This is a genomic window from Pseudoalteromonas sp. LC2018020214 (assembly GCF_016598755.1).
Taxonomy (GTDB): Bacteria; Pseudomonadota; Gammaproteobacteria; order Enterobacterales; family Alteromonadaceae; genus Pseudoalteromonas; species Pseudoalteromonas distincta.
This window is the reverse complement of record NZ_CP066804.1, coordinates 2575868-2588665: the sequence shown is the minus strand read 5'-3', so window position 1 is coordinate 2588665 and position 12798 is coordinate 2575868. Positions and strand designations below refer to the sequence as shown.

Below are 12798 nucleotides of genomic sequence, written 5' to 3'. Positions count from 1 at the left end.
AAATATATATTCAGGGATGAACTAATGCTGTACTGCTGCATTCATTGAGTCAGACCCACACTTTTTAGAAAAGTTCTGTGAGATCTTAGAAAAATGAAAAAAAATGCAATTATTTTATCTCTTGCCATTACTTTAGCTGGTTGTGCAACAGCGCCTCCAAAGCAACCTAACGATCTATGTAAAATCTTTGAAGAAAAACCTGATTGGTATTTTGACGCAAAAGATGCGCAAGAAAAATGGGGTTCTCCTAAGCATGTACTCATGAGTATGATGTACCAGGAAAGCTCTTTTAAGCATGATGCTGCTCCGCCTATGGAGTACTTCTTATGGATAATTCCAACCGGTCGCGCAAGTGATGCTTATGGTTACTCACAGGCTAAAACACCAACATGGTCAGATTATATTCGTGAAACAGGCAACAATGGTGCTGATAGAGACGACTTTGACGATGCAATCGACTTTATGGCGTGGTTTGTTTATAAAACGCATAAAGTAAATAAAATCTCTAAATGGGATGCTTACGCACAATACCTTAATTATCATGAAGGTTGGGGTGGCTATAAGCGTGGCACATATAAAAAGAAAAAGTGGTTAATGGGTGTAGCAAACAAAGTTAAACACAGAGCGAGCCGTTATGGCGCGCAATTAAAGCGCTGTGAAGACGAGCTTGATAAAGGTTGGTTTGAACGTCTTATATTTGGCTAGAGAGTTATTAATGGATATAAAAAAGGAGCCAATCGGCTCCTTTTTTACTTAGCGAGAACGCTTATTAGGCTGAATCTTCACCTGTTTTATCATATTCTCTTTTACTTCGAGTACTTCAATAGGGTAGCCCGCAATACGTAGACTAATATTTGCATCGGGAATATCTTCCAAGTATTCAACAATTAAACCACTCAAAGTTTTTGGGCCGTCTAGTGGGAAATCCCAACCCATCTCTTTATTTAAATCGCGTACGTTAGCGCCGCCATCTACAATACAAGAGCCATCAGTTTGAGTTTCTACTTCTTCGCTTGGCGTACGAGTTTGTGTAGTTGTAAAATCGCCAACAACTTCTTCTAAAATATCTTCAAGCGTTACTAAACCTTGAATATCGCCATACTCGTCTACTACTAAGCCAATACGCTCTTTAGACTGCTGAAACTTTAACAGCTGAGTGTTAAGTGATGTTCCCTCTGGGATAAAGTAAATTTCGCGTACAGCACGCAGCAACGATGGTTTATCAAATTGCTCTTTTGTAAGTAGACGAAGTGCATCTCGAGAGTGAATAAAGCCTACTGCGTCATCTATATTGTCGCGATACAACAACACGCGAGTATGTTGTGCATGGGTAAGCTGGCGACTAATTAGTTTCCAATCATCATTAATATCAATAGCCACAATTTCGTTACGTGGGATCATGATATCTTCAACGGTTACTTGCTCTAAATCTAAAATTGAGGTCAGCATACTTTGATGGCGAGCAGGGATAAGTGCGCCTGATTCATTGAGCACTGTTTTTAATTCTTCTTTGCTCATGCTGTGCTCGTCGATTTGAGCGGCACTAATACCAAATAACCGCAATATCCCGTTGGTCATCCAGTTAACGATAACAACAAAAGGAAAAAGAATTTTTAGTAACCCTTTAAGTATTATTGAGCTTGGAAAAGCAACTTTTTCAGGATAGAGGGCAGCAAGAGTTTTAGGTGTTACTTCGGCAAATATAAGCACGACTAAAGTTAACACACCCGTAGCGATAGCAATACCAAGGTCACCGTAAAGGCGAATACCTATAATGGTAGCAACTTGAGCTGCAGCTATATTGACAAGATTATTGCCAATTAAGATTAAACCGATGAGCCTATCTGGACGGCTAAGTAATTTACTGACTCGTTTAGCTGCACGATGATCCTCTTTAGCGAGGTGTCGCAGGCGTATACGATTGATTGACATAATTCCGGTTTCTGAACCAGAAAAATAAGCAGAAAAAAGCACCAAAAAACCTAAAATGATAAATAGGGTACTTGTCGATATGTCGTCCAACGATGGATCCTTTTCTTATAAATCAATGCGTATTAAGCTAGAGTGAGGAAGCAGAGTCAAGTTAAAACTTATTTAGTATCACTTCTTGTATGAAACGGCTGCCAAAATATGCGAGTGTGAGGACAAATGCAGCGACCATGATCGTAATAACCACAGGTTTACCGCGCCAACCCTTTTTCATATGCCCGATGGCTACAATGGCAAAAATAGCCCACGCAACTAACGACAATATCGTTTTATGAATGAACTCTTTAGCAAACATCCCATCAAGAAATACAAACCCCGAGAGTAATGCGAACGTGAGTAATATGGTGCCTAAATTAAGGAGTTGGTAAAGCTGGCGCTCAACAACCATCAAAGGCGGAAGGTGACTATGCACAATTGCTAAATCTTTACGTTTTAAACGTTTATCAATAAAGTAGAACTGTACACCATATAAAGTAGCAATAATTAAAATACAGTAGGCCAATAGGGATAAGGAAATGTGTGTTACTAAGCCAACCTCAATATTAATGCTTTGCAGTAAAATATGATGAGGAATAAACAAACTGGCAATTGTAAGTAAAGCACCAAAACCATAAACAACGGGCAATAATAAAGTGGCAGGGAACTTTAGCGACACAGCTGTTACTGAAACTACAATAACCCAGCATGTTAAAAGGGAGACGTTTACAATACTTAAGTCTTGACCGTCGGATCTAAAAACAGAGTTAACTAACAGCAGCATATGCGCCACTATAGCAACTGTGCTCAATATGACGGTTACCTTTTGGCTAGGGCCTTGTTGATGAAACAGGCGTGAGAGCACGTGAGACGTTGCTAACACATAAAATAAACTGGCAATAATAGTTAAACTAATAATCAGCATTGTGCTTGGGCCACTTAATTTGAGACAAAATAATCCTTGTTGTTATATAGCCATTGTATTTTATAGCAAAGCAAATGCATAGACCTTAAAAAAAGAAACTCAACAAGGTGCACTTGAACACTGTATTGTAAGACGCCATATACGGTATACTACTTTTAATTGAAACTTAATAAGTCAATCCTGGTTAATTGAAAATCAAACTAACCGCAAAATTTTAATGGATTGATATAAACGTCTTATCGGAACCGTTACATGTTTGAGAACCTCCAAGAACGATTAGGTAAAACCTTAAAAAATATCAGTGGCCGTGGCCGTCTGACTGAAGACAACATAAAAGACACACTTCGCGAAGTGCGTATGGCATTTTTAGAAGCCGATGTGGCACTGCCTGTTGTTCGCGAGTTTGTAAAACAAGTTAAAGAACGTGCAGTTGGGGTTGAAGTTACAAAAAGCTTAAGCCCAGGCCAAGTATTTATAAAAATAGTGCGTGAAGAACTAGAAAAAGCAATGGGTGAGGCCAATGAAGAGCTAAGCCTAAATGCACAACCGCCAGCCGTTGTTATGGTAGCTGGTCTGCAAGGTGCGGGTAAAACCACCAGTGTAGCTAAGCTTGCTAAGTTTTTAAAAGAACGCAAAAAGAAATCAGTGCTTGTAGTAAGTGCCGATGTTTATCGCCCTGCTGCGATTAAACAGCTAGAAACGCTTGCTACAGAAGTTGACGTTGATTTCTTTCCAAGTGATATTTCGCAAAAGCCAGTGGATATTGCAAACGCTGCAATTTCTCATGCTAAAAAGAAATTTATAGATGTAGTACTTGTTGATACCGCAGGTCGTTTACATGTTGACAGCAACATGATGGACGAGATTAAAGATCTTCACAAAGCAATCAACCCAATTGAAACTTTATTCGTTGTTGATGCAATGACGGGTCAAGATGCGGCAAATACAGCTAAAGCATTTGATGAAGCCCTGCCACTAACCGGTGTAATATTAACAAAAACCGATGGTGATGCACGTGGTGGTGCTGCTTTATCTATTCGTCATATCACAGGCAAACCAATTAAATTTATGGGTGTGGGTGAGCGTACTGACGCACTTGAGCCTTTTCATCCAGACCGTATAGCGTCGCGTATTTTAGGTATGGGTGATGTACTTTCATTAATCGAAGAAGTCGAAATGAAAGTAGATAAAGAGCAAGCTGCCAAAGTTGCTGAAAAAGTATTTAAAGGTGCCGGTTTTACCCTTGACGACTTTGCTGATCAATTAAAGCAAATGAAAAATATGGGTGGCATGATGTCGATGCTTGATAAGCTCCCTGGTATGTCTAACTTACCAGATGCTGTTAAAGGCCAAATGGGTGACAAAACATTTATCCAAATGGAAGCTATTATTAGCTCAATGACTAAAAAAGAGCGCGCACGTCCAGAAATCATCAAAGGTTCACGTAAAAAACGCATAGCTGCTGGCTCCGGTACACAAGTACAAGAGATTAATAAGTTGCTTAAGCAGTTTACGCAAATGCAAAAAATGATGAAAAAGATGAAAGGTAAAGGCGGCATGACTAAAATGATGCGCGGCATGAAAGGCATGTTACCACCTGGAATGATGGGTGGCGGTGGTCCTAAGTTTTAAAAAATACTTTTGAGTTATTTTTTAAAATAATAGCGAATCATATTTAAAGGAGCAAATAGCTCCTTTTTTGTTGAATAAATTATGCATGTAATACACCTTTAACCCTAATTTGTCGTTGAGATCACGGTTTAACCTACTAAACTGTCTTTTTGCTTCACTTCTTACTTGCGTTATTGCCAAAAACTCGTACAATTCCCCAGCTCCCCATTCTGGGGAGTAAATCTTATTAATGAAAACAGTCAATCTTTATAGAGGACGGTATGGTAACTATTCGTTTGCAACGTGGTGGCGCTAAAAAACGCCCTTTCTATCAAATTGTGGTTGCGGATAGCCGTTTCTCGCGTGACGGTCGCTTCATCGAGAAAGTAGGCTTTTTTAACCCAATTGCTTCAGGTCAAGAAGAAAAAATTCGTTTAGATTTACCACGTGTTGAACACTGGGTAGGTCAGGGCGCATCTCTTTCAGATCGCGTAGCTAAGTTAGTAAAAGACGCTCGTAAAGCGGCTTAATAGGCGTAAGTGTAACCATGAGTCAAGAGAACACCTCATCAATAATTGTCGTAGGAAAGCTCGGTGCCCCATATGGTATAAAGGGCTGGCTTAAGGTACATTCATTTACTGATGATCCCGTAGGGATCTTCGATTTCAGCCCGTGGTTGATAGGGCAGCAAGGTAAATGGCAGTCCTTAGAAGTGGTCGACTGGCGTCGCCACAACAAAGGCTTTATCGCTAAATTTGCGCAGATAAACGACCGAGACGAAGCAATGGCTTATACCCATGCTGAAATCTCAATGGATGCAGCGCATTTACCAGAACTTCCGCAAGGTGAGTTCTATTGGCGAGATCTCATTGGCATGTCTGTTGTAACCGATAAAGGTTATAGCTTAGGCATTGTTGATGACCTTATGGAGACAGGGTCAAATGACGTACTAGTTGTGAAAGCAAATAGTAAAGACGCATTTGGTCAAGCTGAACGTTTGATTCCTTTTTTAACTGATTCAGTTATTAAAGAAGTTAAATACGACGCAAGAGAAATTACCGTAGATTGGGATCCAGGGTTTTAATGACGCAAACTAGTTCATTATGGGTAGGGGTGATAAGCCTTTTTCCAGACATGTTTGACGCTATTACAGACCAAGGTGTTACCGGTCGCGCAGTAAAAAATGGTTTAATTGATTTTAACTGTTGGAATCCGCGAGACTACGCTTTAGATAAGCATAGAACCGTAGATGACCGTCCTTACGGGGGCGGACCAGGTATGTTAATGATGGTTGAGCCATTAAAAAAAGCGATTGCCGAAGCTAAAAAAGCAGCTGGTGATGGCGCTAAAGTAATTTATATGTCCCCGCAAGGGCGCAAACTTGATCAGCAGGGCGCTAGCGAACTCGCTAACTCTAATAAACTGATTTTGATTGCCGGTCGCTATGAAGGTATAGATGAGAGAATAATAGAATCATATGTTGACGAAGAATGGTCAATTGGTGATTTTATTTTGAGTGGTGGTGAACTACCTGCCATGACATTAATTGACGCAGTAGCGCGATTAGTGCCAGGTGTGTTAGGTCATAACCAGTCAGCAGAACAAGATTCGTTTTCGGATGGCTTGTTAGATTGTCCACACTATACACGACCAGAAACATTGGACGACAAACAGGTTCCTGCTGTATTACTCAGTGGAAACCACCAAGAGATAGCAAAGTGGCGGCTTAAGCAGTCATTAGGTAGAACTTGGTTACGACGTCCTGACTTGTTGCATAACCTAGCTCTGACTGAGGAGCAAGCGGTATTACTCGCAGAATTTCAGCAAGAGTACCAAAAAGCTTGTGGCTAGAAGACAGTTACACCTAGGAAAGTGAGAAACATAATGGCAAAAGTAAACCAAAATATTATTAAAGCGCTTGAAGATGAGCAGCTTAAAACAGACGTACCTGCATTTGGCCCTGGTGATACAGTGGTTGTACAGGTAAAAGTAAAAGAAGGTGCTAAAGAGCGTCTACAGGCCTTTGAAGGTGTTGTAATCGCTAAGCGTAATCGTGGTCTTCACTCAGCATTCACAGTTCGTAAAATTTCGAACGGTGAAGGTGTTGAGCGTGTATTCCAAACGCACAGCCCTCTTATTGATAGCGTAGCAGTTAAGCGTCGCGGTGCAGTTCGCCGTGCTAAGCTTTACTACCTACGTGAGCGTTCTGGTAAATCTGCACGTATTAGAGAAAAACTTAACTAATACGCGCTGTTTATCAACGCAAAAAAACGGGTTGCATCCTTCGGGTTGCAACCCGTTTTGGTTTTAAAATATTATTTTCTCAATTCTCAATTCTCAATTCTCAATTCTCAATTCTCAATTCTCAATTCTTATTTCCTCATTAGTAAAATTTAAGCTTTAGCCTTTTATCAGTTAGCTGATCCTGTTAGTATTTATCGTATTGATTAGTTTACTTTTATGTAAATTTATATTTACGTTATTTGTTTTTTAAGGTGGTATGAACGTGGCTGACATAAGTGATTTAGCACAGCTGAGAGAAGGTATAGATGAATGCGACGCACAACTTGTTGCCTTACTCGCTAAACGTAATGGTATTACGCAAAAAATTGGTGAGATAAAACAACAAACAGGCGCGCCTTTACATGCACCTAATCGTGAAGCAGAGCTATTAGCGGCAAGAAGACAAGAAGCAATAAATCAAAATGTAAGCCCTGATCTCGTTGAAGATATACTAAGACGTATGATGCGAGAAGCCTATCAAAACCAACAAGCAAAACTTGCATGTGCAGCGCCAGAACTTTCGCCAATTGTTATTGTAGGTGGCCAAGGTGCTATGGGGCAGCTATTTGCTCAGCAGTTTATTCGCTCAGGTTACGAAGTTAAAGTTTTAGATAAAGATCAGCAAAACGATGCGCAAAATATTTTAAAAGGTGCCAAGCTAGTAATGATTAGCGTACCAATTAATGCATTGGACGCAGTAGTTGCTAAGTTACCTAAACTAGATGATGACTGTTTACTAGTTGATATTACATCGGTAAAGCAATCGCCTATTAAAGCACTAAAAGCTGCGCACAGTGGCCCTGTGGTTGGTTTGCATCCTATGTTTGGCCCTGACATATCACACTGGGTAAAACAAACAGTCGTTGTATGTGAAGGGCGAGAGCACCAAGCGGCAAAAGGCTTGTTACAGCAGTTACAAGTATGGGGTTGTCAGCTTGTTGAGCTTGATGCTAAAAAACACGACGAAGCAATGCAAATTATTCAGGTAATGCGCCATTTAACAACATTTGTGTACGGACAGTTTTTAGCAAAACAAAGTCATACACTAGAAGAGTTACGTAGTTGCTCGTCACCTATTTATCAATTAGAGCTGATGATGGTAGGGCGTTTATTTGCGCAGTCGCCTGAGCTTTACTCAGATATTATGCTAGCACAATTCGATGATGTAGAAACCTTACTTGCACAGTACCAAGATACTTTTGCAAGTACATTAGCAAAATTAAAAGCGGGAGATAAAGCCGCGCTTATTGATTCTTTTGCTGAGGCGAAAGTTTACTTTTCTGACTCGACAGAACACTTTTTAACGCAAAGCAGAAGCTTATTAAATAAAGCGAATGATTCAAAAGTTTTAGATTAATATTTGTTATACCGTTTGCTTAAGTATGGGGATTTAATTCGTTAAATTGCTAAAATATTTATGCAGACTGGTACTAGTTAACGAAAAAGGGCCGATATCGGCCCTTTTTGATTTGTAAAATTGCTTATTAAGTATTAACGCTTACTGCCTGTAGTGACTCGCTTTGGTAGCATCCTAAAATACGTACATATTGGGTGTGCTCTTTAAGTTCTTCTAGCGCTTCTTTTACTTGGCTTTCAGCTAAGTTTGCTTCTAGGTCAACATAAAAAACTTCTTCCCACGGATTGCCCGGAGTAGGGCGAGATTCAAGTTTTACTAAATTAATCTTATGCTGCTTAAAAATCATTAACGCATCGGCTAGTGAGCCCGCTTGTTGTTTTGTCGACATGATCAAACTAGTTTTAGTTGGAATTTGGTTAGACACTTGTAGAGGCTTACGTGCAACAACAATAAAGCGACTATGGTTTTCGCTTTGATTAGCTAGGTTTGATTTAATAACCTCAAGCCCGACATTTTTCCCCGCTTGTGCAGAGCCAATTGCAGCACTGTATGGAGTGTTCAGAGCTGATTGTAGCGCGCTTGATGTTGAGTCACATGTTTCGTGTTGTAAATCACCTAAGCCCTGTAAAAAACGGCTGCACTGCGCAAATGGTTGTGGGTGTGCAAATATTTTTGTTAGTTGACTAAGTTCAGTATCAGGGTTGGCGAGTAAGCAATGCTCTACACTGTGAGTTACTTCTCCAACAATAGACACTTGCGCGTGCTGTAATAAGTCAAACACCTCGTTAATACTGCCAGAGCTTGTATTTTCAATGGGTAATAAACCAAAATCAGCTTGTCCGTTTTCTACTTTACCTGTTATTTCGTCAAACGATGTACAGCCAATTTCAACTAATTTCCCCGGGCGGCGGCTAAAATATTTATGGCATGCTAGTTGGCTATAAGAACCCTGACCACCTAAGTAAGTTACACGGTGTGTTTCACTAAGGGCATCTGGATTCAGGTTTTTTTGTAGCATTGCTTGTTGGTGTAAAACTGAGTCTTCCAAAATAGTTTGAAAAACATTATTCACGTAGTAAGCATCCAAACCTAGTGATTTACCATAACCAATCAGTTTCTCTAAAAGTGCGAGTTCACGTGCTTCATCGCGAATTGGCTTGTTGTTAGCAATTTTATACTCAACCACACCGTGGCTAATACGACGACGTTTAGCTAATAACACGAGTAAATCGGAGTCTATTTCATTTATATCGTGTCTTAGTGCATTTAATACATCATTTGTCATTTTGGTATCCTCATTCCAAAAGTAGGCTGTTATTACACAGCAAAAACAAAAAAGCCTCCCGGTTGGGAGGCTTTACTATTCGATTGATTTTATCTCACAAACAGGGAAGCCTCTTCTATATAAAGAAGCTAAAAAACGAAAAAAAAGTGCTAGAGATAAATATGTTCATTCAGTTAATGTATGGAGAGTTGCTACCAATGTCAATAAAGATCTAAATAAGCTTAGAGTACTATTTATTTCCCTATATTAGTTTTTATAGAAAGTTTACAAATAATTTATAAATATGAATGCGGATCTGGTATATTTCGTTAACTGGTTCAAATAATAACAATTATTAATAATTAAGGTTGACCCGTGGTTTACAGACGCCCTCCATCGCGTTTTGGATTGAATTCTTTAAGTGTAAAACTATCGCTACTCATATCTGCTATTTGCTTAATAGCTGGGGTATGTGCGGCTGCCTTAATGCTTAAATCTGAAGAGAAACAACTCGTTTTTGAAGAACACGAAGTTTTAAAAAGCTCGACAGATTTATTAGTGAAGCAATTTAATGAGCGCATTAAAACAAAAGTAAATATTGCTCAGCAAGCTAATAACGTAGTAACACAACAACTTTTTCAACCCAATTCACCAATTAATTTAAGCAATAAATCACAGTTACAATTTAATAGTGACGGTACGATTCGAAGTGCCTCTGCTGATGGTTTATCAGCAGCATTTTTACCACAGCAAAATTACTCTCCTTTTTATAAACGCCTATTTAATGATTCTGAGATGCTGTGGCGCATAATTTCTCCTACACTGGTACACGACTTTTTTAACTTTTATTTAATAACAGATGATGATTTTATTCGTGTTTCTCCCCCTAATTGGGCATTAAACGCACCTGCCGACTTTAGAGCAACGAATGGCTCAACTTATAAATCGATTAAAAGCACGCTTGAAACAGTAAGAGAGCCTGCATGGTCAAAAGTCTATTACGATACAGTATGGCGCAAATGGGTTATTAGCTTACTAGTGCCAGTTTATGTCGATAATGAGTTTTTAGGTGTGACGGGGAGCGATATTTCCCTCAACAAACTTATTTCGTTTTTACCTGTTGGTGATAAAGAAAAACACCTACTTGTGTTTGATAGTAAAGGGCAATTGTTAGCACACCCAGATTTAAATCCGACCTTACTAGCCGACTATGGTAGCGATAATAAAGCACTCGCTACTAACGAATTTGTAAACCCAGCGCTGCAGTCGATTATTGATGATGTAATTGCGGTGAAATTACCTGAATACGCAAATTCGTTTGAAAAAAATGACGAAGCTCATATTATCAATATTCGTAAGATTGATGACTTAGATTGGTACATAGGGGTATATAAAAAGCGTTCATCGACGTTATCTGCATTACAAGATTTAAAACTGAAGTTTTTTGGTCTCTTTATTTTATACGCAATATTAGTTGCCTTATTGCTGCATCAAGCGCTTTATCAACTAGTCCTTCGCCGTTTACATACTTTGGTTTATGCAGTTACAAGTTTTGGCAAAGGTCAATTAACTACAGAATTTCCACCAGAAAACAAAGACGAAATTGGCACGCTTAATGGCTCATTTAGAGACATGACGGTAGAAATTCGCAAACTTATCGATGGCTTAAACCAGAGAATTACAGAAAAAGAAATTGCTGAAAAAGCAGCTAACCGTTTATCTAAAGCGGTAGCATTCTCGGGCACTGGCGTTGTGATCACCGATGAGAATTTTGTCATTGAGTACGTAAACCCCAAAATGCTCGAAATGACAGGCTATCCAGAAAGCCATTTTAATAGAGCACCATTACTTAATATTATTGCCTCAGAAATGTCTATTTTAATTGAAGATATAGACATAGATTTACGCAGCCGTAATTACTGGCGCGGGGACACATTAATAGCTGGTTTAAACAAAGAGCCAATTTGGGTGTCTTTAAGTGTTTCGCCAATTCGTGAAGAGGGCGGTGAAATAACCAGTTATGTAGCATCAGCACAAGATATTTCGTTTGTAAAAGAAAGCCAGCGTAAAATGGAACAATTGGCTTACTTTGACACCCTTACGGGACTTGCCAACAGAACATTTTTTAGAATGCAATTGCGTAAATCAATGGCATTAGCAGAGCGCGGGCATTATGCATTTGCTTTGTTTTACTTTGATTTAGACGAATTTAAGCGTATTAACGACACATTAGGCCACGATGCTGGCGATCAATTATTAATTGAAGTGGCAAACAGACTTAAAAAACGTTTACGAGCCGAGGACACCATAGCGCGCTTAGGTGGTGATGAATTTGCAGTGTTGCTCAGTGGTATAGAAAGCCAATCTCACGCGGCTGATGTTGCCAATACAATTCAAAAAACACTGAACGTGCCTATAAAACTAGGTAGCAATGAAGTTATTGTCAGTGCAAGTATTGGTATAACTATGGCTCCTTACGATAGCTTAGAGGAAGATCAGTTACTCAAACATGCTGATTTGGCAATGTATGAGGCAAAAGCAAAAGGACGTAATACCTTCCACTTTTATAGCCAAGAATTAAACGCGGCCGCAAATGAGCGTTTATTTATCGAAAATGAGTTACGTATAGGGCTCAAAGAAAAGCAATTTGTAGTTTACTACCAACCTCAAGTTGATAGCCGTACTCATCAGGTCGTTGGTTATGAAGCGTTATTAAGATGGTTCCACCCAACTGAAGGCGCAATCCCTCCAGATAAATTTATTCCTATTGCAGAAGCGACAGGCCTTATAGTTGAATTAGGTGAATGGGTGCTTCAAGAGTCTTGTGATTTTGCCGTAAGATTGGCAAAACAAGGTCTAGAAAATAATATATCGATAAACTTATCGGCCCGCCAGTTTAAAGACTCTAGCTTAGTTACAACACTGAGCAAAATGATAATTAAGTCGGGTGTTTCAGCAAAGCGCCTTCATTTAGAGCTGACCGAAAGCATGTTAATGGGTAATGTAGAGGCAGCCATTACACAATTGCACGAGCTTAAAGCATTAGGTATATCTATTTCTATTGATGACTTTGGTACAGGTTATTCGTCGCTCAGTTACTTAAAACGATTCCCGGTTGATATATTGAAAATTGACCGTTCATTTGTAAAAGATATCCCAGAGGATACAAATGATATGGAAATCACTGCAGCTATTATTGCCATGGCGCAAAAGTTAAAGCTAGACGTGGTCGCAGAAGGGGTTGAGACAATAGAGCAGATGCAGTTTTTACAAAATAATAATTGCTTCATTGTGCAAGGCTATTATTTTAGTAAGCCAATTGCTGAGCACGAACTACCGAATTTGTATGAAAGGTTAAATGAACTCGCAAATAGCGAAGTAACTAGTTAATAA

11 protein-coding genes and 1 other annotated feature are annotated in these 12798 nt (G+C 39.3%); of the genes, 8 read left to right on the top strand and 3 right to left on the bottom strand.

Annotated features, from left to right (window positions below):
* Nucleotides 1-93: 93 nt before the first annotated feature.
* Entirely contained in the window at nt 94-705 is a 612-nt protein-coding gene (locus JG479_RS11505; RefSeq protein ID WP_002962200.1) for a transglycosylase SLT domain-containing protein, read from the top strand.
* 48 nt (nt 706-753) lie between these two features.
* Here JG479_RS11505 and JG479_RS11500 read toward each other — a convergent pair whose 3' ends face one another.
* Together JG479_RS11500 and JG479_RS11495 are read right to left on the bottom strand one after the other, a co-directional pair.
* Entirely contained in the window at nt 754-2022 is a 1269-nt protein-coding gene (locus JG479_RS11500; RefSeq protein ID WP_002962198.1) for an HlyC/CorC family transporter, read from the bottom strand.
* A gap of 61 nt (nt 2023-2083) precedes the next feature.
* On the bottom strand, nt 2084-2890 hold the full coding sequence (locus JG479_RS11495) for a cytochrome C assembly family protein (RefSeq protein ID WP_002962197.1): 807 nt from the start codon (nt 2888-2890) through the stop codon (nt 2084-2086).
* A 252-nt stretch (nt 2891-3142) separates the two neighbouring features.
* Between JG479_RS11495 and ffh the strand changes: the two genes are divergently transcribed.
* The 6 genes from ffh (at nt 3143) to tyrA (ending at nt 8141) form a co-directional block, all read left to right on the top strand.
* On the top strand, nt 3143-4522 hold the full coding sequence (gene ffh / locus JG479_RS11490; protein WP_002962194.1) for a signal recognition particle protein: 1380 nt from the start codon (nt 3143-3145) through the stop codon (nt 4520-4522).
* 260 nt (nt 4523-4782) lie between these two features.
* On the top strand, nt 4783-5031 hold the full coding sequence (gene rpsP, locus JG479_RS11485) for a 30S ribosomal protein S16 (RefSeq protein ID WP_002962192.1): 249 nt from the start codon (nt 4783-4785) through the stop codon (nt 5029-5031).
* 17 nt (nt 5032-5048) lie between these two features.
* Nucleotides 5049-5585 carry a ribosome maturation factor RimM gene (gene rimM, locus JG479_RS11480; RefSeq protein ID WP_024596584.1) on the top strand — a complete coding sequence of 179 codons (537 nt, stop codon included), beginning with the start codon at nt 5049-5051 and terminating at the stop codon, nt 5583-5585.
* Nucleotides 5585-6352: a tRNA (guanosine(37)-N1)-methyltransferase TrmD gene (trmD, locus tag JG479_RS11475; RefSeq protein ID WP_002962190.1), complete on the top strand. Its 768-nt coding sequence runs from the start codon at nt 5585-5587 to the stop codon at nt 6350-6352. The genes rimM and trmD overlap by 1 nt, the downstream gene beginning before the upstream one ends.
* A 33-nt stretch (nt 6353-6385) precedes the next feature.
* A complete protein-coding gene (rplS, locus tag JG479_RS11470; protein WP_002962189.1) occupies nt 6386-6745 on the top strand; it encodes a 50S ribosomal protein L19 in 360 nt (119 codons plus the stop codon).
* A gap of 262 nt (nt 6746-7007) precedes the next feature.
* Nucleotides 7008-8141, top strand: coding sequence for a bifunctional chorismate mutase/prephenate dehydrogenase (gene tyrA / locus JG479_RS11465; protein ID WP_200219355.1), 1134 nt, complete (start codon nt 7008-7010; stop codon nt 8139-8141).
* Between the two features lie 127 nt (nt 8142-8268).
* Here tyrA and JG479_RS11460 read toward each other — a convergent pair whose 3' ends face one another.
* A complete protein-coding gene (locus JG479_RS11460) occupies nt 8269-9426 on the bottom strand; it encodes a chorismate mutase (RefSeq protein WP_007581410.1) in 1158 nt (385 codons plus the stop codon).
* Between the two features lie 44 nt (nt 9427-9470).
* Nucleotides 9471-9588: a sequence feature (Phe leader region), on the bottom strand.
* 192 nt (nt 9589-9780) lie between these two features.
* Here JG479_RS11460 and JG479_RS11455 point away from each other — a divergent pair.
* On the top strand, nt 9781-12795 hold the full coding sequence (locus JG479_RS11455) for a bifunctional diguanylate cyclase/phosphodiesterase (RefSeq protein WP_200219354.1): 3015 nt from the start codon (nt 9781-9783) through the stop codon (nt 12793-12795).
* The last annotated feature ends 3 nt before the right edge of the window (nt 12796-12798 follow it).

Bases quoted from the DNA above. Each gene is read 5' to 3' on its own strand.
- JG479_RS11505 (WP_002962200.1), top strand. From the start codon at position 94: ATGAAAAAAAATGCAATTATTTTATCTCTTGCCATTACTTTAGCTGGT.
- JG479_RS11495 (WP_002962197.1), bottom strand. From the start codon at position 2,890: ATGCTGATTATTAGTTTAACTATTATTGCCAGTTTATTTTATGTGTTA.
- ffh (WP_002962194.1), top strand. From the start codon at position 3,143: ATGTTTGAGAACCTCCAAGAACGATTAGGTAAAACCTTAAAAAATATC.
- rpsP (WP_002962192.1), top strand. From the start codon at position 4,783: ATGGTAACTATTCGTTTGCAACGTGGTGGCGCTAAAAAACGCCCTTTC.
- rimM (WP_024596584.1), top strand. From the start codon at position 5,049: ATGAGTCAAGAGAACACCTCATCAATAATTGTCGTAGGAAAGCTCGGT.
- trmD (WP_002962190.1), top strand. From the start codon at position 5,585: ATGACGCAAACTAGTTCATTATGGGTAGGGGTGATAAGCCTTTTTCCA.
- rplS (WP_002962189.1), top strand. From the start codon at position 6,386: ATGGCAAAAGTAAACCAAAATATTATTAAAGCGCTTGAAGATGAGCAG.
- JG479_RS11460 (WP_007581410.1), bottom strand. From the start codon at position 9,426: ATGACAAATGATGTATTAAATGCACTAAGACACGATATAAATGAAATA.